Genomic DNA, 21110 nt, shown 5'->3' on the forward strand with positions numbered 1-21110 from the left:
GCCTCGGGGCGTCTACAGCTGGCCGTGCGTCGTGCCTGCTCCGGTCTCCGCAAACCCCAGAAACCGCCGCAGATCATCCGCCTGCGCCAGCGCATCGCGGCGCCCCAGGGCGATCAACTCATTGCAGTATTCCGCCTCGAACAGCAGATAACTCAACAGGTCACTGCCTGAGGAGCGGGTCGCGCCACTGCCGCGCAGGAACAGGCGCAGCCCGGCCGGCAATGCGGCCCGGTGGCGGGCGGCAATCAGGTCCACTGGCTCGCTGGGTGAGATCACCAGCACATCCACATGCCGCACGCCATGGTCGCCGCTGCGCATGGCGAACGGCTGGTAGGCGGCCAGGCGATTCATCCGCTCCAGCTGCTCCAGATCGGTTTCCAGATTATCGATAAAGGTACTGTGCAGAAGATGCCCGCCCAGCTGCGCCAGGCTGGGCGGCGCCGGTGTCTGTAGCACCGGGCCGGGCTGACCAGCCGCCGGTGTCTGACCATGATGGGTCACGCCGATCACGAGGACCTTGTTCGCCCCCAGATGCAGAGCCGGGCTCAATGGCGACTGCTGGCGCACCGCACCATCGCCGTACCAGGCGCGGTTGAGCAGGACCGGCGGAAACAGCAGCGGGATCGCCGTGGAGGCCATCAGATGATCCAACCCCAGCCGGGTCTGTACACCGATGCGCCGGTGTCGCCGCCACGGCGTGATCCGCTCACGCCCCTGATAGAAGTACACCGACTGCGAGCTGCGGTAATCGAAGGCGCTGACTGAAATTGCCCGCAACTGGCCCGCCTGCAACGCCTCTTCGATGCAGCCGAAACGCATGCGCGCCTCCAGCAGGCGCCGCAGCGGCCGATTGTCCAGCAGCGCGGTAGTCGCCTCTCCGGCAGCGCTGCCGAGCAGGTTGGTACGGCTCCAGCGCCAGGCCTGTGCCAGCAATCCCGGCCAGTCGGTCCGCATCACATGATGACTGCGAAACTCCGACCAGACCTCCAACATGCTCTCTACTGCCGAGTGCAGATTACCGGCATGGGTCGCCAACGCCAGGGCGTTGATTGCCCCGGCCGAGGTACCGCAGATGATCGGGAACGGGTTCGGCGTGTGCTGCGGCGTCAGCTCGGCAATCGCTGCCATCACGCCGACCTGATAGGCCGCCCGGGCACCGCCGCCGGAAAGGATCAGCGCCAGACAATCATCCCTGCCCGGTCCGGCCTGCAGCATCAGTTGCCACTCTTGCGCTTGCGCCGCCTGCGCTGACGCTTGGGATAGGGGCGCGCTTCGCCTTCCGGGCGGGTCTTGAAGCGTCGGTGCACCCACATGTACTGCTCGGGCTGGCGCAGAATCTCCTGCTCCACCCATTGATTGATGCGCAGCGCATCGGCTTCTTCATCACCCTGAGGGAAGTTCGCCAGCGGCGGATGCACGGTCAGCCGATAGCCCTGGGCCCCGGGCAGCCGGGTCTGGGTAAAAGGCACCACCCGAGCCTTGCCCAGCCGGGCGAAGGTAGCAGTGGCGGTGACGGTCGCGGCCGGAATACCGAACAGCGGTACGAACACACTGGCCTTGCGACCGTAATCCTGATCCGGTGCATACCAGATCCCCCGACCCTTGCGCAGCGACTTGAGCATGCTGCGCACATCCTCGCGCTCCACGGCGATGGCATCGGCATTGTGCCGCTCGCGCCCGCGCCGCTGGACATAATCGAAGGCGGCGTTGCGGTGCTCGCGGTACATCCCGTCGATCGTCGCCCGCTGGCCGAGCAATGCCGCACCGATTTCCAGGGTGGTGAAATGCAGCGACATCAGCACCACGCCCTGCCCGGCCGCAGCGGCCTGCTGCAGATGCTCCAACCCCTCGATCTGCGCCAGCTTCGCCAATCGCCGCGGCGGCCACCACCAGGCGATGGCCATCTCGAACAGGGCGATGCCGTTGGATGCGAAGTTCTCGCGCAGCACCCGGTTACGCTGTTCCGCGCTCCACTGCGGAAAGCACAGTTCCAGGTTGATGCGGGCGATTTCCCGACGCTCACGCATCAGATGATACATGCCCCAGCCGAGCAGGCGCCCCAGCTTCAGCAATACGGCAAACGGCAGGTGGATCACCAGCCACAACAGGCCCAGCCCAAGCCACATGGGCCAATAACGTGGATGCAACAATGCCGCTTTGAAACCGGGACGAGTCATCAGACAACCATAGTTTGAAAAAAAGCCATTCTACCCAAGCCGCCTGCCAGATGGGAAACCGCAGGCTCAAAGCGCCGGGCTGATCCGTTACCGGTTTCGGCTTGCCGTCGGACATGTCAGGCTATATAAGTGTGCCCACCAAACGCTCTATGGATCTGCCATGACTTCTGAAACAAATCTGGACCTGCTCGATACCGACCCTGTTTTCCAACTGAAGGGCGGCATGCTGACCATGACAGTGTTGGAGCTGGTTCACCTGGCCCCACAACGCTTCGCCATACAGCTGGCGGAGAAGGTCGAACAGGCGCCGAATTTCTTCCAGGACACGCCGGTGTTGATCAGTCTGGAAAAACTGGACGATAACCTGGATATCTCCGGGCTGATCGCGCTGCTGCGGATCTGTCGGGATCATGGCCTGCAACCGGTAGCCCTGCGCGGTGCCGAACAGTTTCGCCCGCTCGCGCAGCAGGCCAGCCTGGTGCTGCTGCCTCCGGGACGCAACCGTGACAAAATAATCGAAGCGCCGGAACCTGCGCCGCAACCTGTTGCCCAACAAGCGGAGGTCGCTTCGGTGTCCGCACCTCAGCCGGCAGATACCACGCCGACCCGGGTGATAACCGAGCCGGTGCGCTCCGGGCAGCAGGTCTATGCCCGCGGCGGCGACCTTGTCGTGCTGGCACCGGTCAGTGCCGGCTCGGAGCTGCTTGCCGATGGGCACATCCACGTCTATGGCCCGCTGCGTGGCAGAGCCCTGGCGGGAGTAAGAGGCGACACCAGGGCACGCATTTTCTGCCAGTCGCTGGAGGCCGAACTGGTATCAGTGGCAGGGCAATACAAGGTGGCCGAGGACCTGCGGCGGCAACAATGGAAAGAGGCGGTACAGATATCACTCGAAGGTGACATCTTGAAGATAGCAGCCCTTTGACAGATACTGTTCAGCCATTCGGGGCGCCCATGAGCCGTGGCTCAACGCCGATCGCGAGCGTCCCAGGCAGGCCGGGACACATGGCACGCAACACCGGTTGTCCGGTGCACCCTAACAATCAAATTCAAGATCAGTCAGGAAGGTCATTTTGGCAAAGATCCTAGTCATTACCTCAGGCAAGGGGGGCGTTGGTAAAACCACTACCAGCGCTGCCATCGGTACCGGACTCGCTCTGCGTGGATACAAGACAGTCATCGTCGATTTCGACGTAGGTTTGCGTAACCTCGACCTGATCATGGGTTGCGAGCGTCGCGTAGTCTATGACTTCGTCAACCTGATCAACGGCGACTCGAACCTCAATCAGACGCTGATCAAGGACAAGCGCTCCGACAATCTGTACATCCTTCCTGCTTCCCAGACCCGGGACAAGGACGCACTGACCCAGGAAGGGGTGCAGGGTGTGCTCGACCAGCTCAAGGAAACCTTCGATTTCATCGTCTGCGATTCCCCTGCCGGCATCGAGAAAGGCGCCCACCTGGCGATGTACTTCGCCGATGAGGCCATTGTCGTGACCAACCCGGAAGTCTCTTCCGTGCGCGACTCCGACCGCATGCTCGGCCTGCTGTCGAGCAAGTCGCGCCGCTCCGAACAGGGCGAAAAGATCAAGGAACACTTGCTGCTGACCCGCTACAGCCCGGAGCGTGTCGAGAATGGCGAAATGCTCTCGGTCAGCGATGTCGAGGACATTCTGTCGATCCCGCTGTTGGGGGTGATTCCCGAATCCCAGGCCGTACTCAAGGCGTCCAACCAGGGTATCCCGGTGATCATGGATGACAAGAGCGATGCCGGGCAGGCCTACAGCGATGCCGTCGAACGTCTGCTTGGCAAGGAAGTGCCCCACCGCTTCCTCGAAGCCCAGAAGAAAGGGCTGCTCAAGCGCCTGTTCGGAGGATGAGATGAGTCTTTTTGATTACTTCAGTCGTAAGAAGAAGCAGGACTCCCCCGCCTCCATGGCCAAGGAGCGCCTGCAGATCATCGTTGCCCATGAGCGTGGCCAGCGCAGTCAACCCGATTACCTGCCGCAGCTGCAGCAGGAAATCATCGACGTGATCAGCAAGTACGTACCGATCGACCGTGATCAGGTGCATGTCGCTCTGGATAACCAGGATGACTGCTCGATCCTGGAACTCAACATCACCCTGCCCGAACGCTAACAGACAGGTGCCGCCGCCAGGCGGCACCGTGGTTACCCCATGCCCCTGACCCATATCGGTATCCTCCATGAGGATCCGGCTTTTCTGATCGTCAACAAACCTACCCTGCTGTTGTCCGTCCCCGGCCGCGCCGAAGATAACAAGGACTGCCTGATCACCCGCCTGCAGGAAAACGGCTACCCCGAAGCCCGCATCGTGCACCGACTGGACTGGGAAACCTCCGGTATCCTGGTGATTGCCCGCGACCCGGACAGCCACCGCGAACTGTCGCGTCAGTTCCAGGATCGCGAGACCGGCAAGACCTATATCGCCCTGTGCTGGGGCCAGCCCGAAGCGGACGCCGGGCACATCGACCTGCCTTTGCGCTATGATCCGCCCAACAAGCCACGGCACATCGTCGACCATGAGCAGGGCAAGCCGGCGCAGACCTTTTGGCGAGTACTGGAGCGCCATGCCGAGCATTGCCGGGTGGAACTGACGCCCATCACCGGTCGCTCGCACCAGCTGCGGGTGCACATGCTGAGCATCGGCCATCCGCTGTTGGGCGATCGTTTGTATGCCCATGAGGCGGCATTGGCTGCCTGCCCGCGCCTGGCACTGCACGCGGCCCGCCTGGAAATAAATCATCCGCAGAGTGGCGAGCGCCTGACCTTCGATTGCCCTGCCCCATTCTGACGTACAGGAGTATCCATGACGCCCGATAATGCCAGTCAGTCCCTCGCGGACTTCATCCAGTCTTCTCCCACCCCTTTTCATGCCGCCCGCAGCCTGGCCGAGCGCCTGCAAGCTGCCGGTTATCAGGAACTGGATGAACGGGATGAATGGACGCTGGCCGACGGCGGGCGCTATTTCGTGCTGCGCAACCAGTCATCGCTGATCGCCTTCAGCCTGGGGCAGTCCAATGCCCTGCGCAACGGCATCAGAATGATCGGCGCGCACACTGACAGCCCCTGTCTGCGGGTCAAGCCGCAGCCGGAGTTGACTCGCCACGGCTTGTGGCAATTGGGCGTAGAAGTCTATGGCGGTGCGCTGCTGGCGCCGTGGTTCGACCGTGACCTGTCGCTGGCCGGCCGGGTGACTTGCCGGGATAGTGGCGGCCAACTGCATAATCTGCTGCTCGACTTCCAGCGCCCCATCGCTGTCATCCCCAACCTGGCGATTCACCTGAACCGGGACGTCAACGGCGGTTTCGCGGTCAATGCGCAGACCGATCTGCCGCCGGTACTGGCCCATGGCATCGAACCCAATCGCGATCTGCGTGCCCTGCTCGCCAATGAACTGACCCAGCAATATCCCGAGCGGGAGCCATTGCAGGTGCTGGATTACGAGCTCAGCTTCTATGACACCCAGCCCCCGGGGGTGATCGGGCTGGACGGCGATTTCCTGGCCGCTGCACGCCTGGATAATCTATTGTCCTGTCACGCCGGCCTCGAAGCCCTGTTGCGCAGTGATGGCAAGCAGGCCTGCCTGCTGGTCTGCACTGACCATGAAGAGGTGGGCTCCAGTTCCGCCTGCGGTGCCGATGGGCCGTTCCTGGAAGATGTACTGGCACGGTTGCTGCCGGATGAAAGCGAGCGCATCCGCACTATCCAGCGCTCGGTACTGGTCTCGGCGGACAACGCCCACGCCATCCACCCCAATTACGCCGACCGCCACGACGGCAACCACGGCCCGCAACTCAACGCCGGCCCGGTGATCAAGATCAACAGCAACCAGCGCTACGCCACTACCAGCGAAACCGCTGCCCTGTTCCGCCACCTGTGCCAGCAGGTGGATGTTCCGATGCAGAGCTTCGTGGTACGCAGCGACATGGGCTGTGGCAGCACCATCGGCCCGATCACCTCCAGCCGCCTCGGTGTGCGCACCGTGGATATCGGCGCACCGACCTTCGCCATGCATTCGATTCGCGAACTGGCGGGGGTCAGGGATGTAGCGTATTTGCAGAAGGTGCTGACCGCGTTTATGGATTGCGAGCAGGTATAACATCCACTTTATTTGCGCCTTTAATGTGGGAGGGCCGAATTCCTCGACCCTCCCAACACCACGCCCCTCGGGAGCATGGCGTCTGGGTGCGGCGCTAGGCTTGCCCGTTCACCAACACGATCTTGCCAACAATCTGATCCCTGGCCAGCTCGGCAAAGGCTTCCTCAGCCTGCTCGAACGAATAAGTCTTGGCCACCAACGGCTTCAATTGCCCCGTCTCGAACAACGGCCACAGACGCTCTTCCATCCGCGCCAGCAATCCGGCCTTGAAGTCGGCGCTGCGGGTACGCAGGGTCGAGCCGGTGAGCTGCAGGCGCTTGACCAGCACCTTGGCCAGATCCAGCTCAGCCTGGCGTCCACCCATCAGACCAATCATCACCCAGCGACCGTCCAGCGCCAGCAGATCGAGATGATCCGAGGCGTAATTGGCACCCACCGGGTCCAAGACCACATCAAACGGCCCATCTGCCTTGAGCCCGCTGATGCCTTCATGGCGCAGCACGCCGCCCTGGGCGCCCAGTGCCTTGCAGATATCCAGTTTTTCCTGGCTACCCAGGGTGACCCAGCAGGGGTTGCCGAAGGCCTTGCATAACTGAATGGCGGCGGTGCCCACGCCACTGGCGCCGGCGTGGATCAGCACCTTCTCACCGGGTTGCGCCGCGCCCAACTCGAATACGTTCAACCAGGCAGTACTGAACACCTCGGGAATCGCGGCCGCATCTTCCCAGCCCATACCCTGGGGAACCGGCAGCAGATGCCGTCCGTCGATCACCACCTCATCGGCCATGCCACCACCGGCCAACAGGGCACAGACCCGGTCGCCCACGGACCAGCGGCTATCGCCACAGATCTCGACCACCTCACCGGCACATTCCAGGCCCAGAATGTCCGTAGCGCCGGGCGGCGGCGGGTAGTTTCCGGCCTTCTGCAACAGGTCCGCGCGATTGATTCCCGCGGCCCGAATACGCACCCGAACCTGCCCCGGCGCCAGCGCTACAGCCGCCTCCGTACGCCAGCTCAGTACCCCGGCTTCAGCTTGCAATCCTCTCACGGTGCCCCCATAGTTATCAGTCGAATCGGTTTGAAAAGGGAACCCTAGGGCCCCTGTCGAGCACTAAAGCATATCCTCACCTCTCCGGACACGATACCTTTGATGACAGTTTCCAACATCTTGCGCAAATCCTGCCTGATTGCTCTGCTCAGCCTTGGCACCAGCGCTTTCGCCGCAGAAACAGCCGACAGCGCAATGCCGATATTCGATCTGGAGAGTCTGCAACCGACCCGCGAGCAGATGATTGCCAGCCTCAATACCGTTGAGCTGCTGCGCCGTCACCACTACAACCGCATCAGTCTGGACGACGCCCTGTCCAGCGAGATCTTCGACACTTATCTGCGCCAGCTCGACCCCCAGCGCAGCTTGTTCACCGCTGCCGACATCAGCACATTCGAAGAGTACCGCCACAAGCTCGACGACCTACTGCTGGTCGGTGATTTGAGCGTCGGTTTCGCCATGCATACCCGGCAGATCCAGCGCGCCGACCAGCGTATGGTCTACGCCCTGCAATTGCTGCGCGAAGGTATTGGCCAGCTGGATTTCAGCAGCGACCAGAACATCCTGATTGACCGCGAGAAGGCCGAATGGCCTGCTGATCAACAGGCACTCCATGTGCTCTGGCGGCAGCAGATCAAAGATGAAGTGCTGCGCCTGAAACTGGCCGGACGCGAGCAGGACTCCATTCAGGAGCTCCTGGAGAAGCGTTATCTCAATGCTCAGAAACGCCTGTACCAGACTCGCAGCGAAGACATCTTCCAGAACTACATCAATGCCCTGGCCCAGGTCTACGATCCGCATACCCAGTATCTGTCTCCGGACAATGCGGAAAATTTCGACATCAACATGAGCCTGTCGCTGGAAGGTATCGGTGCGGTCCTGCAGAGCGACAACGACCATACCAAGATCGTTCGCCTGGTGCCGGCCGGCCCTGCGGAGAAGAGCAAGCAGCTCGCCCCCGCCGACCGCATCATCGGTGTTGCCCAGGACCAGGGTGAAATGGTCGATGTGGTTGGTTGGCGCCTGGACGAGGTGGTCAAGCTGATCCGCGGCCCGAAAGGCTCCTCGGTACGCCTGGAAGTGATTCCCGCCAGCAACCCGCCCAGTGACATGACCAGTCGCGAAGTGGCCCTGGTCCGCGAGGCGGTGAAACTCGAAGATCAGGCCGCCAAGTCGTCGGTACTGGAATTCAACGAACAGGGTAACGATTACCGCATCGGCGTGATCGAGGTCCCCGGTTTCTATATCGATTTCAAGGCCTACCGACGCGGCGACCCGGACTACCGCAGTACCACTCGCGATGTGCGCCATCTGCTCAGCGACCTGCAGGAACAGGAAGTCGACGGCATCGTGCTCGACCTGCGCAACAATGGTGGTGGCTCCCTGCAGGAAGCCACCGAGCTGACCGGCCTGTTCATCGATAAGGGGCCAACCGTACTGGTACGTGACAGCAAAGGCGACGTGCAGGTGCTGGACGACCCCGAAGCCGGTATCACCTACGGCGGGCCGATGGCAGTCATCGTCAACCGGCTGTCGGCTTCAGCGTCGGAGATCTTCGCCGGCGCCATGCAGGATTACGGGCGGGCGCTGGTGATTGGTGAACCGACCTTCGGCAAGGGTACGGTACAGTCGATCCAGCCGCTGAATCACGGCGAGCTGAAATTCACCCTGGCCAAGTTCTATCGGGTCTCCGGCCAGAGCACCCAGAATCGCGGCGTGGTGCCAGACATTACTTACCCGTCGCTGCTGGATACCGTGGAGATCGGCGAAAGCAGCCTGCCCCGCGCCCTACCCTGGGACACCATTCCCGCAGCCCGTTACCAGGCCGACAGCCGGCTGGAACAGTTCATTCCGCTGCTGACCGACAAACACAAGGCACGGGCCGCCAATGACCCTGAGTTCGCTTATACGCTGGCGCGCATCGAGCTGAACCGCGCCATGCAGGAGCGCGAGTACCTGCCGCTGAACGAAGAGCGTCGCCGGACCGAACAGAAGGAGTTCGAGGACAAGTTGCTGGCCATGGAAAACACCCGACGCAAGGCGCTGGGCGAAGAGCCTCTGGCTGCGCTGGACAAGGAAGATCCGCTGATGGACGGCACCGGTATTCCCTCGCCGATGGCCGAGGAAGAGAGCACCGATGAGAACGATCCCTTCCTGGCGGAAACCGGCCATATCCTGATTGATCTGCTGGAACTCAAGCGACAGGTCGCCAGCGCCAGCTAAGGGAACGCGTTTATATTCCTGCCATCTCGCTGACTGGTCATTCAGCTGCCTTACCCGGCTCCCCGCCGGGCAAGGCAGCTGACATAGGGCCCCACCATATAGCTCCATCCCCAACCACACTCAGCCTCTGCCCGAGCGCATGTTCATCTAGTTGAACGGGCAGCTCCAGGTAGAACTGAAAAGAAAGGGGTGTGCCAAGGCAGCTCGGCGCAGCTAAGGACCTGCTTATTCGAGGTTACCCACAGTTACTGTGGATAAGTCTGTGAACAAGGCTTGAGCAAAGCGGGCAAATGCCCGGTTAGATGCGCCTCGACTCACTCTGGACGTTTTTTAACCAACCACAAAAACCTTGAAAAACAGGTACTTGCGGGAGCAGTTAAAGATGCTGGAAGGAGGCAAATTGTCGCTTGCCTGTTACCGGTGGAATGTGCATAACGGTAACACTCCGAGGCCCGCAATCTCTGTTCCGGGCCTCGGCAGGTGTTACCCTATGACTTACTCGGCGTCTTGCTGGATGCCCAACAGTTCCATTTCGAAAACCAGAATGGAGTTCGGCGGAATCACCGGGCTGGGGCTGCCGGGACCGTAGGCCAGATCGCTGGGAATGGTGACCTTCCACTTGTCGCCGACCCGCATCAGCTGCAGTGCCTCGACCCAACCCGGAATAACACCGCTGACCGGCAGATCGACCGGCTCGCCACGGCTGATGGAGCTGTCGAACACGGTACCATCGGTGAGCTTGCCTTCGTAGTGGACCGAGACCACATCGCTGGCCTGCGGCTGAGCACCGTCGGCTGCGCCGGATTCGATCACTTCATACTGCAGGCCCGACTCCGTGGTGATCACCCCTTCGCGCTTGGCATTCTCCGCCAGGAAGCTGGTGTTGGATTCGAGCTGCTCGGTACTCAGATTGGTGGCACGCTCTTCGGCTTGCGATTGCAACTCGGCGAAGGCAGCCATCAGTTCCTCCTCGCCGACCCGGGCTTCGGTCCCGGCCAGAGCATCTTCCATGCCCAGCGCGAGCGCCTGGGTGTCGATGTCCTCCAGGCCATCCTGCAGCAGGCTCTGACCCATGTTCAGACCGATGCCATAGGACGCCTGCTGAATGGACGTGGTGAGTTCGGGTTCCTTTTCACTGCAACCCACCAAAGTGATAACGCTGAGTGCAACACTGGCTGCCAGCAGATTCCGCTTCATGCTTACCTCTTCGACTTGCCCACTCGGGGCGAAAATAAAGCAAGAAGCATAACAGCGCAGTCCTGGTCCGGCTACCGCCCAGATTGGGCTGATTTTTTCATCCGCCCAAAGAAAACGGGGGCCGGAGCCCCCGCTTCAACACAACACCGCTCAGGTGCGCCGGCTCTGCTGGCCACCCTTGCGTCCTGCTTCCGCAGCACGTTGCGGATTGTTCTTGAAATTGCCACCGCTGGCTTGACCGCCCTTTCTGCCGGCTTCCGATGCACGTTGCGGATTTTCGGCAAAATTGCCTTTACCACCTTTACGTTGAGTCATGTGACTGGCCTCCAGTTAGGGTTATAAATACAGGTGCGCTGCACCTATGTCGTTGGAGGGCTCCCCGGCCCGTAGGTTCGCCTTATTTTCCAATCACCAGGCGGACGGTGTTCCCCCATCCGCATCGCCCCCTTTCTGCCAGCGACGAAACACGCGATCCCAACCGTCACAACTCCCGACCCATTTCCCGGTCCAACTTCTTACAACCCTGCCAGGCCACCATGGAGATACCCCATGTCCGACCCCGCTACGCCGCTGTCCACCGAGCTGTTCCTGCGTCGCTATGGCGAAACACTACTGGCCCGAGCCGCACCGCTCTTTGAGCAAGCGGCGTTGAATGCCCGCCAGGCTGGCCTCGATGCCATGGCGCACACGGCGGGCAGCCCACCTGAACTCTGTCTGGAAGTGAGGACGACCGATCAGCCCTACGCCAGCCACTACCGCATTGAGGCCGATACCGCACGCCAATGCGTACATCACGTGCTGTATTTCGTCGCCGATGGCACCACCCAGGCGCTCGACGGTGGAATTGATTCGATCAATGCCATGGTCATCGATACCCAGCTGGCCAGCCTGTTCCGGGACGGCTTCGCACTGACCCTGCCGGCGGTCTCTGCGCGCCACCCGGCAGGTTTCTGGTGAGGGCTTCAACCCTGCGTCATGGCGGGGTTGCGCAGGTCATTGACATACCTGTCCAATGCCAGCAGGGCGTGACGAGCAGCCTGCTCGCGTACTGCGTTGCGTTCACCATCGAATTTGCAGGTTTCACTGAGAACACGCTGCTCGCCACCAATGATCATGGCGCAGGCGAAGCACACCACCCCATCCATCGGACCTTCTGCCTCCGCCAGCCCGGTGTTGGCCAGGGTGACGCCCGCACCGCAGCGCTGCAAGGCACCTAGTGCCATCTCCCGCGCCACCTCTTCGCTGGTGAGTCCGAAGCGATCGATGGTTTCCAGACTCACACTCAGCATCTCGCGCTTGGCGCGCACGGCATAGACCACATAGCCGCACTCCATGACCGCCCCACTGCCGGATATGTCCGCCACCAACGACGCCATGAGCCCGGCCGTACATGACTCGGCCGTCGCCAGAATGAGGTTATTGCCTTTGAGAAAATCCACTACCTGTTGCAGGTTCTGCATGGCTGGCTCCGGTCTGCTGCGGTCGTTTTACGATACGTATTTAGAGTCGACAACAGAGCGGTTCAGTTCCCCTTCCAACCGCAGGATCAGCGGCAAAAAAAGTCTAAACTTCTGCAAAACCAACCGGTCACTATTTTGAGGGATGGATAACAAGTCTTCTGATCTGTTACGGCGGGGGTGCCGGCAAAAGCGTCTGTGTGAATAAGGAGTCCTGGAAAGCGCAGCTGGCCTGGCATAACGACACCGGATGACGGGAAGACCCTGTGGTCACGACAGACCACCCCTGCATCTCCGGGCTCGATTTCGGCGCAGCGTGATCGTTTACCTCAGACATCCTTAACACACCAACGCTCTCCCAGAAATCAGTTAACGATTAGGAGGGTGTCATGGGAAATGCTGCAGCGGCGGTCATGCCGGATGAGCTATTCAAGGGCGCATCACGCGCATCAAAGGGGGTTCAATTACGCCCCACACCGCCTGCTGAAACCGGCCACAACATACTTTTCGTTACTTCCGAGATCACCGACCTCGTCAAGGTCGGCGGGTTGGGCGATGTGTCAGCTGCCCTGCCCCGCGCCCTGAACCAACATCATTCGGTACGGGTACTCATCCCGGGTTACCGGCAGGTCATCAATAGCGGGCGACCGCTGCGAGTAGTAGGCAAGTTGCCTGGCCATGCCGCCATTCCGCCCTGCCTGATTGGCCAGATGACCATGGATGACGGCCTCATCGTGCATGTGGTGATCTGCCAGGAACTCTATTACCGGGAAGGCAACCCTTATGGCGACGCCGAGGGTATCGACTGGCCCGACAACCATATCCGCTTCGCCCGGCTGGCCCTGGCCGCCAGCAAGATCGCCGATGGTCTGGGTATACGCGACTGGCGTCCGGACCTGGTGCATGCCAATGACTGGCCATCCGGCCTGACACCCGCCTACATGGCCTGGCGCGGGCAGCAGACGCCCTGCATCTTCACCATTCACAACCTTGCCTATCAGGGCCTGTGCCCGGTCGAGTGCCGGGTCGAACTCGGCCTGCCGGAAGAAGCCTTGCGTACCGAGGGCATGGAATACTACGGCAAGCTGTCCTTCCTCAAGGCCGGCATCAACTATGCATCGCGGATCACTACCGTCAGCCGCACCTATGCTCACGAAATCACTTCCCCAGCCTTTGGTTGCGGGCTGGAGGGGCTGCTCAGGCGCAAGGCTGACGAAGGCCTGCTGACCGGTATCGTCAACGGCATCGATACCAGCTGGCAACCAAAGACCGACCCGCGCCTGATCCAGGGCTTTTCGCCCAACGACTGGGTGGGCAAGCAGGCCAATACCCGCTACGTGGAGCAATCCTTCGGCTTTGCCCGGGAAGACGGACCGCTGTTTGCCGTGGTGTCGCGGCTGGTGCACCAGAAAGGTGTCGACCTGACCATCGCCGCGGCCGAAATGATCGTCGCCCATGGCGGGCGCATCGCCATCATTGGCCAGGGCGAGCGCGAGCTGGAGCAGCGGGTACAGGCACTGGCCCAGCGACATCCTGGGCGGATCGGGGCAAACCTGAATTTCTGTGAAACCGAAGCCCGCCGCATCATCGCCGGCAGCGACTTTCTGCTCATGCCCTCACGCTATGAGCCCTGCGGTCTCAGCCAGATCTATGCCCAGTGTTACGGCTCGCTGCCCATTGCGCGCCGTACCGGTGGCCTGGCCGATACCATCGAGGATGGCGTGTCCGGTTTCCTGTTCCGCGAGCCCACCCTGGAGCATTACCTGCAGGCAATCCGCCGTGCGCTGAATGTCCATCGCCACCCGGTCCTGCTCAATGCCATGCGGTGCAAAGCCATGGCCGCGCCGCTCTACTGGCACCAGTCGGTGCGCCCTTACGACCGTCTCTATCGCAGACTGATTGAGCATACCTATGATTCTTTTGCCTTGCCCGGCAGGAGATCACGCGCATGTTCGAAATAACCCGCCTGCACGGCGCCACCGTGCAAAGCGATGGCGCCACCTGCTTCTCGCTGTGGGCCCCCGATGCCGATACCGTCGCGGTCAAGCTTGGGGATGGCAGCGTGCATACGCTGCATCACCAGGCCAGCGGCTGGTACAGCGCCCGCGTCAATTGCGGGCCCGGCACCGCCTACCGTTTTCTGATCAATGGCCAGCTGTCGGTGCCGGACCCGGCGTCGCGCCATCAGCCCCAGGGCGTCGATGGCCCGAGTTGCGTGCTGGACCCGGACGCCTTCGCCTGGCAGATCAACGAGTGGCAAGGCCGCCCCTGGCATGAAACCGTCATCTATGAGCTGCATCCCGGGGCCTTCGGCGGGTTCGCCGGCATCCAGGCCAGACTCCCGGAGCTGCTCGACCTGGGCATCACCGCCATTGAGCTGATGCCGGTCAACGAGTGCCCTGGCAAGCAGAATTGGGGCTATGACGGCGTGTTTCCCTTTGCTCCGCAATCCAGCTGCGGCACACCGGATGATCTCCGGCGACTGATCGATGCCGCCCATGCCAGTGGTCTGATGGTGTTCATGGACGTGGTCTACAACCATTTCGGGCCGCACGGCAATTACCTGGGGAAATATGCCAGGAGCTTCTTCCGCGAGGATATCGACACGCCGTGGGGGCCGGCCATCGACTTTCGCAACAGCCAGGTTTGCGATTTCTTCTGTGAGAACGCGCTGATGTGGGTCCTCGATTACCGCGTCGACGGCCTGCGCCTGGACGCCGTGCATGCCATCAACGACATGGATTTTCTCACCAACCTGGCCCGCCGGGTGCGCAGCGCCGTGCCCCCGGAACGCCATGTGCATTTGATGCTGGAAAACGAACATAACCAGGCCAGCCTGCTGACCGAGGGTTTCGATGCCCAGTGGAATGACGATGGCCACCATGCCCTGCATGTGCTGCTCACCGGCGAGAACGAGAGTTACTACCGGGACTTTGCCGATGACGCCACCATCAAGCTGGCACGCTGTCTGAAGGAAGGCTTCATCTACCAGGGTGAAACCACCCGTACTGGCAGCAGCCGAGGCGAACCCAGCGGGCATCTGCCCCCCACCGCCTTCATCCTGTTCCTGCAGAACCATGACCAGGTCGGCAATCGCGCCTTCGGCGAACGTCTCATTACCCTGGCCGATCACCGTGCGGTCAAGGCAGCGCTGGGACTGGTACTGCTGTGCCCGATGATCCCGCTGCTGTTCATGGGCGAGGAATGGGGCTGCGAGCAACCCTTCCTGTTTTTCACCGACCATGACGAAGAGCTGGGCAAGGCGGTACGCGAGGGGCGTCGCAACGAGTTCGCGGATTTTACCGCCTTCGCCGATGAGATGATCCGACAGCGCATTCCCGATCCCAACTCGCACAGCACCTATATCACCTCGGTGCCTGATCGCACCGGCGGCAACCCAACCCTGCAGGATGACTGGCTGGCCTATTACCGCAGCCTGTTGCGCCTGCGCCATGCGCACATCGTGCCACGCCTGCCCGGCACCCTGTCCGATGGCACTACCATTACCGGCGAAAAAGCCGTCTCCGCCTGCTGGCGGCTGGGCGACGGCAGCCGGTTACGCATCGACCTGAATCTGTCGGGTAGTTCGGTACCGGTGACCGCTCCGGATCCCGGCACCCGGATCATTCATGATTATCGCGCCAGCCTGTCCAAAGACCCGACCATATTGCCGGGTTACAGCTCAAGGGCGATTCTGGACCAAGCCACATGATCCCCGCGGCGTTACGTGAATTGGCCCGGGAAGCCGGAGTCAGCTGCGATTGGACCGACGCCCACGGCGAGCCCGCCAGCATTGGCGAGGCGCCTTTGCGCGCCGTGCTGGCTGCCCTTGGCCTGCCGGCGAAGGATTCCGACCAGATCAGCGCCAGTCTCAAACGCGCGAAACAACTCAGAAAGGAAGCGGACAACGGCCCACTGCTGTTCTGTGATGCCGAACAACCCATCGACCTGCAATGCCGCCTGACTGCGGGCAGCCGTTGCGAGCTCGTCATGGAGGACGGCCAGCGACAGAGCCTGCAGGTGGACGCACGCGGCTGCCTGCCAGCTCTACCCTGCGGCTATCACCAACTGCGCGGTGGCGAACGGCAATGGATTCTGGCTTGCACACCCCCGGCAGCCCTGTCGGTCCCCCAACTGACCGGCGACCGGAGGTACATCTGGGGCATTGCCGCCCAGGTATATTCCCTGCGCCGGCCAGATGATGGCGGGCTGGGCGATACCGCGGCCCTGGCTGAGCTGGCCGCAGCCGCCGCCGACAAGGGCGCCGATGCTCTGGCGATCAGCCCGCTACATGCCATGTTCAGTGCCCGCCCCGAACAATACAGTCCGTATTCTCCATCCAGCCGCTCCCTGTTCAACATCCTGCATGCCGCACCGGCTCAGGTACTCGGCAGCGAAGCTGTCGAACAGGCCATCGCCCGCCTTGGCCTGCAGGACGAACTGGATGAACTGGAGCAGCTGGAGCTGATCGACTGGCCAGCCGTGTCTACCCTGCGCCTGCGCTTGCTGCGCCAGCTGCATGCCGATTTTGCCAGCGCGCCCACCCGTTTGCAGGAGGACTTCAATGATTTCCGCCAGGCCGGTGGTCAGCGTCTCGAATACCATTGCCGGCATGAAGCACTGCAACAACAAGCTCTGGAACAGGGCCGCAGCGGCGACTGGCGAGCCTGGCCCGAGCCGCTGCGCGATCCCGCCTCGCCCCAGGTGGAAGCGTTTGCCCGGGAGCAGGCCGCAGAGCTGGAATTCCACGCTTTCAGCCAATGGCTGATCGATCGTTGCCTGGCGCAGGTACAGCGCCGCTGCCGTGAAGCCGGCATGGCCATCGGCCTGATTGCCGACATGGCTATTGGCGCCGATATCAGCGGCAGTTTCGGTTGGGCGCACCAGACGGAGCTGTTGAATCAGGTCAGCATCGGCGCGCCGCCGGACCTGCTCAATCGCGACGGCCAGAACTGGGGCGTGGCCGCGTTCTCTCCCCTCGGCCTGAAGCGCAGCGGCTACCGAGCCTTCATTGAAATGCTGCGGGCCAATCTGCAGCATGCCGGCGGCATGCGCATCGACCACATCATGGGATTGCAGCGACTGTGGATCATCCCCGAGGGCGCTGACGCCCAGGACGGAGCCTATCTCAATTACCCCCTGGACGACTTCCTGCGCCTGCTGGCTCTGGAATCCTGGCGCCACCGCGCCCTGATCATCGGCGAAGACCTGGGCACGGTGCCCGAAGGGCTGCAGGATACCCTCGCCCGCCACAACATCCTCGGCATGCGGGTATTGCTGTTCGAACAACAGGACGGCGAGCTGCCCGCCCCGGAGCAATGGAGCAATGCCGCGCTGGCCACCACCACCACCCATGATCTGCCGTCACTGGCCGGCTGGCAGTCGGGCCGTGACATCGCCTGGCGCGAACATGTTGGCCAGAGCAGCGCCGAGCAGGCCGAACAGGATCGCCGGCAGCGCACCGAGGAAGTCCATGTTTTGCATCAGGCCTTGCAACGGGAGGGGCTGACCCAGGGAGGAAAAGACCCGCAGACGCAGCTGGATGCCAGCATCGGCTTCCTCGGGTCCACGCCAGCCCCCCTGGTGCTGGTGCCCCTGGAAGACCTGCTCGGCGCCACCGAACAACCCAACCTGCCCGGCCCGGGCGATACCCACCCCAACTGGCGCCGGCGCTGGTCACAGAGCGCCGCGCAGATGCTTGACGCGCCGCAGGCCATACGCCGGCTAGAACGGCTGCACAACGCGCGCCTGAACCGTGAAAGGAAGAGCTTCGATGGTTGAACTGCGTGCCACCCTGCGCCTGCAATTTCATGCCGGCTTCACTCTGGATGATGCACTGGCGCTGGTCGATTACTTCTCCCGCCTGGGCATCAGCCATATCTATGCCTCCCCTCTGCTCACCGCTCGCCCCGGCTCGCTGCATGGCTACGACGTGATCGACCCGACCCAAGTCAATCCGGAGCTCGGTGGCGAAGACGCCCTGCGCCGCCTGGCCGATGCGCTGCACCAGCGCAGCATGGGGCTGATCATGGATATCGTGCCCAACCACATGGCCGTGGATAATGCCAACCCCTGGTGGCAGGACGTATTGCAATGGGGGGCGGCCAGCCCCTATGCCGGCTTCTTCGACATCACCTGGCGCTCCCAAGACCCGTTCATGCGCGACCGCCTGCTGCTGCCCATTCTGCGCAGCGACTATCTGGACGTACTCAAGGCCGGCGAGCTGCGCCTTACCTTCGATGCCACGTCCGGTAGCTTCTTCGTCACCCACTTCGATCACCGCCTGCCACTGGCCGTGGCCAGTTATGTGGATATCCTGACGCCGACCGGCAATGTCGCTCTGACCCGCATCGCCGATCGCTGCGCAGCACTGGAGGATGAGTTCTCGGCCCATGCCCTCGGCGCCCGGATATGCCAGGAGTTGGCGGCCGCCGCCACCGGCGACACCCGGCAGGATATAGAGCACGCGCTGCGACGCTTCGAACCCGATACCGCCGAAGGTTGCCTGCGACTGCATCATCTGCTGGAACGCCAGCACTACCGCCTGGCCAGCTGGCGCACCGCCAATGACGATATCAACTGGCGCCGGTTCTTCGATGTCAATGAACTGATCAGCCTGCGCGCCGAGCAACCCGCAGTGTTCGAGGCCACGCACCGCAAGATACTCGAACTGGTCGAGGCCGGGCTTATCGACGGCTTGCGCATTGACCATATCGACGGGCTGGCCAATCCGCGCACCTACTGCCGCCGTTTGCGCCGTCGCGTTGACCGGCTGGTGGGTGACCGCCAAGGGCATTTCCCCATCCACGTGGAAAAGATCCTGGCGGCGGGCGAGCAACTGCCGACGGACTGGATGGTGGATGGCACCACCGGCTACGATTTCATGAACCGGGTGTCGCTCTTGCAGCATGACCCCAACGGCCAGGCCGATCTGGCGGACCTCTGGAACAGCCTGACCGGCCGCAGTACCGATTTCACCGAAGAAATCCGCGACGCCCGGCGCCTGGTGTTGAGCAATTCCCTGGCGGCCGACTTTGAGACGCTCTGCCAGGCCCTGCTACGCCTGGCTCGCTGCAGCCTGGCCACCCGGGATATCACCTTGGGCGCCATCCGCCGCGCATTGCGCGCATTGATCGTGCATTATCCGGTCTACCGCACCTATACGAGTGTTTGCGGACGCTCCGGTCAGGACCGCCGGTTCCTCGATCAGGCACTGCTCGGTGCCCGGGCCGAGCTGGGTAGCAATGACTGGGCAACTCTGGAGCAGATCAATCACTGGCTGGGGGGCGAACCGCTGCATGCCAGCCCGCCCGGGGCCAAACGCCGCTTCCAGCGCCGACTGCTGGCCCGCTTTCACCAATTGACCTCTCCGGTGGCCGCCAAAGCGGTTGAGGATACCGCCTGTTACCGCTCGGCCATCCTGCTCTCACGCAATGATGTGGGCTTCGACCCGCAGCGTTTCAGTGCCGACCCGGACTGGTTCCATGCCCAGTGCATTGACCAGGCCGAACACTTCCCGCAAGGGCTGCTGGCCACCGCCACCCATGATCACAAGCGTGGCGAGGACGCCCGCGCCAGACTCGCGGTGGTCAGTGAGCACGCCCCCTGGTTTGGTATTCAGGTGCACTTCTGGCACAACCTGGCAGAGCCGCTGATTTCCGTGGTCGATGGCCAGCCGGCCCCCGCTCCGGCCGACGAGCTGATGCTCTACCAGACCCTGTTCAGCAGTTGGCCACTGAGCCTGAGCGCCGATGACGACAGCGGCTGCGCGGCCTTCGCCGAACGGGTGCTGGCCTGGCAGCGCAAGGCCCTGCGCGAAGCCAAGTTGCGCAGCAGCTGGACGGCGCCGAACAGCGCCTATGAAGATGCCTGCCATGGCTTTCTCCAGCGTCTGATGGGCAGCCGCGAGGCCATCGAACTGCGCCGAGCGCTGGCCCACGCCGTCGAGCTGACCGCCTGCAACGGGGCGCTGAACAGCCTCAGCCAGTGCCTGCTGCGCATGACCACACCAGGCGTGCCCGATCTGTACCAAGGCTGCGAGCTCTGGGACTTCAGCCTGGTCGATCCGGATAACCGCCGGCCCGTCGACTACCCCTTCCGCGAACGCTGCCTGGCCGCCAACGACAGCCCCACGCAACTGCTGCAGGACTGGCGCGACGGACGAATCAAGCAATGGCTGATCGCCCGGGTACTGGACTGCCGACGCCGTTTGCCCGGCCTGTTTCGGCATGGCGCTTATCAGCCTCTCACCTTACATGGCCGCCATGCCGATCGGCTGATCGCCTTCCGCCGGCAGCTTGGGGATCAACTGGCAATCTGCATCGTCCCACGCCTCGCCGCGCCCCTGCTTGGTGACAGCGATATACCTCTGATTCCGGCCCAACGCTGGGATGACACCCTGATCGATCTGCCTGCTACCTACCTGACCAGCGCCCTGACCGGAGAAACCGTCGCCAGCGGACCTGCCGTACCGCTGAGCGACCTGCTCGATGCCGTCCCGGTGAACCTTCTTGTGAACACCCAACATGAGGAATCCACACCATGAGCAATGATGAACAGCGTATCCGCGAGTTGGCCTACCAGATCTGGGAAAGCGAGGGCAAACCCGAAGGCCAGACTGACCGTCACTGGGAAATGGCCTGCAAGCTGTTGCGGAGCGAACAGCAGGGTGATCTACAGCCCAAACCAGCCAAGACCCGCAAGCCACGGAGCAAGGCGGCAGCGCAGTTGCCGCCTGAGGATGAAACCCAACTGGAAAAACCCGCCCTGCTGGGCAAGCCTGCCAGCGCTAAAAAACCCGCCCGTACGCCCCGCCAGCCCGCAGCCAGCACCGGCAAAAGCAGCAAGACCGGCAAGACTTCACCGGGCCGAAGCAAAGAGTAG

General features: G+C 62.4%; 18 protein-coding genes. 12 read left to right on the top strand and 6 right to left on the bottom strand.

Going from position 1 to position 21110, the window contains the following annotated elements; genetic code table 11:
• Window positions 1–12: 12 nt before the first annotated feature.
• Entirely contained in the window at window positions 13–1215 is a 1203-nt protein-coding gene (locus BM267_RS12020; RefSeq protein ID WP_074780406.1) for a patatin-like phospholipase family protein, read from the bottom strand.
• Entirely contained in the window at window positions 1215–2177 is a 963-nt protein-coding gene (locus tag BM267_RS12025) for a lipid A biosynthesis lauroyl acyltransferase (RefSeq protein WP_074780403.1), read from the bottom strand. The genes BM267_RS12020 and BM267_RS12025 overlap by 1 nt, the downstream gene beginning before the upstream one ends.
• Before the next feature lie 160 nt (window positions 2178–2337).
• Here BM267_RS12025 and minC point away from each other — a divergent pair, with 160 nt between their 5' ends.
• The 5 genes from minC (at window position 2338) to BM267_RS12050 (ending at window position 6299) form a co-directional block, all read left to right on the top strand.
• Window positions 2338–3102, top strand: coding sequence for a septum site-determining protein MinC (minC, locus tag BM267_RS12030; protein ID WP_074780400.1), 765 nt, complete (start codon window positions 2338–2340; stop codon window positions 3100–3102).
• A 148-nt stretch (window positions 3103–3250) separates the two neighbouring features.
• Window positions 3251–4057: a septum site-determining protein MinD gene (gene minD, locus BM267_RS12035; protein ID WP_036990553.1), complete on the top strand. Its 807-nt coding sequence runs from the start codon at window positions 3251–3253 to the stop codon at window positions 4055–4057.
• A 1-nt stretch (window position 4058) separates the two neighbouring features.
• Window positions 4059–4316: a cell division topological specificity factor MinE gene (gene minE / locus BM267_RS12040; RefSeq protein ID WP_036990554.1), complete on the top strand. Its 258-nt coding sequence runs from the start codon at window positions 4059–4061 to the stop codon at window positions 4314–4316.
• A gap of 39 nt (window positions 4317–4355) precedes the next feature.
• Entirely contained in the window at window positions 4356–4991 is a 636-nt protein-coding gene (locus tag BM267_RS12045; protein ID WP_074780398.1) for an RluA family pseudouridine synthase, read from the top strand.
• Between the two features lie 15 nt (window positions 4992–5006).
• A complete protein-coding gene (locus tag BM267_RS12050; RefSeq protein WP_074780395.1) occupies window positions 5007–6299 on the top strand; it encodes a M18 family aminopeptidase in 1293 nt (430 codons plus the stop codon).
• A gap of 94 nt (window positions 6300–6393) precedes the next feature.
• Here BM267_RS12050 and BM267_RS12055 read toward each other — a convergent pair whose 3' ends face one another.
• On the bottom strand, window positions 6394–7350 hold the full coding sequence (locus tag BM267_RS12055) for an NAD(P)H-quinone oxidoreductase (RefSeq protein WP_074780392.1): 957 nt from the start codon (window positions 7348–7350) through the stop codon (window positions 6394–6396).
• 102 nt (window positions 7351–7452) lie between these two features.
• Here BM267_RS12055 and BM267_RS12060 point away from each other — a divergent pair, with 102 nt between their 5' ends.
• Complete coding sequence (locus BM267_RS12060; protein ID WP_074780389.1) at window positions 7453–9573, top strand: carboxy terminal-processing peptidase; 2121 nt, start codon at window positions 7453–7455, stop codon at window positions 9571–9573.
• Between the two features lie 495 nt (window positions 9574–10068).
• Here BM267_RS12060 and BM267_RS12065 read toward each other — a convergent pair whose 3' ends face one another.
• Together BM267_RS12065 and BM267_RS12070 are read right to left on the bottom strand one after the other, a co-directional pair.
• Window positions 10069–10770 (bottom strand): FKBP-type peptidyl-prolyl cis-trans isomerase, encoded by a 702-nt coding sequence (locus BM267_RS12065; RefSeq protein WP_074780385.1) that lies wholly within the window; start codon window positions 10768–10770, stop codon window positions 10069–10071.
• A 150-nt stretch (window positions 10771–10920) separates the two neighbouring features.
• Entirely contained in the window at window positions 10921–11085 is a 165-nt protein-coding gene (locus BM267_RS12070; RefSeq protein WP_036990560.1) for a con-10 family general stress protein, read from the bottom strand.
• Between the two features lie 234 nt (window positions 11086–11319).
• Here BM267_RS12070 and BM267_RS12075 point away from each other — a divergent pair, with 234 nt between their 5' ends.
• Window positions 11320–11727: a hypothetical protein gene (locus BM267_RS12075; RefSeq protein WP_074780382.1), complete on the top strand. Its 408-nt coding sequence runs from the start codon at window positions 11320–11322 to the stop codon at window positions 11725–11727.
• A gap of 5 nt (window positions 11728–11732) precedes the next feature.
• Here the strand turns inward: BM267_RS12075 and BM267_RS12080 are convergent, their stop codons facing one another.
• Window positions 11733–12230, bottom strand: a complete 498-nt coding sequence (locus BM267_RS12080; protein WP_036990562.1) for a CinA family protein — start codon at window positions 12228–12230, stop codon at window positions 11733–11735.
• A gap of 410 nt (window positions 12231–12640) precedes the next feature.
• On the opposite strand from BM267_RS12080, the gene glgA reads away from it, so the two are divergent.
• From glgA to BM267_RS12105, 5 genes are read left to right on the top strand one after another with little or no spacing between them, the layout of a single operon-like run.
• The gene (gene glgA, locus BM267_RS12085; RefSeq protein ID WP_407920282.1) at window positions 12641–14188 is read left to right on the top strand and encodes a glycogen synthase GlgA; all 1548 of its coding nucleotides are present in this window, start codon (window positions 12641–12643) and stop codon (window positions 14186–14188) included.
• Window positions 14176–15939 carry a malto-oligosyltrehalose trehalohydrolase gene (treZ, locus tag BM267_RS12090; RefSeq protein WP_074780377.1) on the top strand — a complete coding sequence of 588 codons (1764 nt, stop codon included), beginning with the start codon at window positions 14176–14178 and terminating at the stop codon, window positions 15937–15939. The genes glgA and treZ overlap by 13 nt, the downstream gene beginning before the upstream one ends.
• Window positions 15936–18008 carry a 4-alpha-glucanotransferase gene (gene malQ, locus BM267_RS12095; RefSeq protein ID WP_074780375.1) on the top strand — a complete coding sequence of 691 codons (2073 nt, stop codon included), beginning with the start codon at window positions 15936–15938 and terminating at the stop codon, window positions 18006–18008. The genes treZ and malQ overlap by 4 nt, the downstream gene beginning before the upstream one ends.
• Window positions 18001–20772 (top strand): malto-oligosyltrehalose synthase, encoded by a 2772-nt coding sequence (gene treY / locus BM267_RS12100; protein ID WP_074780373.1) that lies wholly within the window; start codon window positions 18001–18003, stop codon window positions 20770–20772. The genes malQ and treY overlap by 8 nt, the downstream gene beginning before the upstream one ends.
• Window positions 20769–21110, top strand: a complete 342-nt coding sequence (locus BM267_RS12105; RefSeq protein WP_074780370.1) for a DUF2934 domain-containing protein — start codon at window positions 20769–20771, stop codon at window positions 21108–21110. Before treY ends, BM267_RS12105 begins: the two co-directional genes overlap by 4 nt.

The organism is Halopseudomonas bauzanensis (assembly GCF_900114735.1).
GTDB lineage: Bacteria > Pseudomonadota > Gammaproteobacteria > Pseudomonadales > Pseudomonadaceae > Halopseudomonas > Halopseudomonas bauzanensis.

Coding starts and splice junctions, on each gene's coding strand:
- BM267_RS12060 (WP_074780389.1), top strand. CDS start 7,453: ATGACAGTTTCCAACATCTTGCGCAAATCCTGCCTGATTGCTCTGCTC.
- BM267_RS12025 (WP_074780403.1), bottom strand. CDS start 2,177: ATGACTCGTCCCGGTTTCAAAGCGGCATTGTTGCATCCACGTTATTGG.
- BM267_RS12075 (WP_074780382.1), top strand. CDS start 11,320: ATGTCCGACCCCGCTACGCCGCTGTCCACCGAGCTGTTCCTGCGTCGC.
- malQ (WP_074780375.1), top strand. CDS start 15,936: ATGATCCCCGCGGCGTTACGTGAATTGGCCCGGGAAGCCGGAGTCAGC.
- BM267_RS12065 (WP_074780385.1), bottom strand. CDS start 10,770: ATGAAGCGGAATCTGCTGGCAGCCAGTGTTGCACTCAGCGTTATCACT.
- treZ (WP_074780377.1), top strand. CDS start 14,176: ATGTTCGAAATAACCCGCCTGCACGGCGCCACCGTGCAAAGCGATGGC.
- treY (WP_074780373.1), top strand. CDS start 18,001: ATGGTTGAACTGCGTGCCACCCTGCGCCTGCAATTTCATGCCGGCTTC.
- BM267_RS12020 (WP_074780406.1), bottom strand. CDS start 1,215: ATGCTGCAGGCCGGACCGGGCAGGGATGATTGTCTGGCGCTGATCCTT.
- BM267_RS12070 (WP_036990560.1), bottom strand. CDS start 11,085: ATGACTCAACGTAAAGGTGGTAAAGGCAATTTTGCCGAAAATCCGCAA.
- BM267_RS12080 (WP_036990562.1), bottom strand. CDS start 12,230: ATGCAGAACCTGCAACAGGTAGTGGATTTTCTCAAAGGCAATAACCTC.
- BM267_RS12045 (WP_074780398.1), top strand. CDS start 4,356: ATGCCCCTGACCCATATCGGTATCCTCCATGAGGATCCGGCTTTTCTG.
- minC (WP_074780400.1), top strand. CDS start 2,338: ATGACTTCTGAAACAAATCTGGACCTGCTCGATACCGACCCTGTTTTC.
- BM267_RS12050 (WP_074780395.1), top strand. CDS start 5,007: ATGACGCCCGATAATGCCAGTCAGTCCCTCGCGGACTTCATCCAGTCT.
- minE (WP_036990554.1), top strand. CDS start 4,059: ATGAGTCTTTTTGATTACTTCAGTCGTAAGAAGAAGCAGGACTCCCCC.
- BM267_RS12105 (WP_074780370.1), top strand. CDS start 20,769: ATGAGCAATGATGAACAGCGTATCCGCGAGTTGGCCTACCAGATCTGG.
- glgA (WP_407920282.1), top strand. CDS start 12,641: ATGCCGGATGAGCTATTCAAGGGCGCATCACGCGCATCAAAGGGGGTT.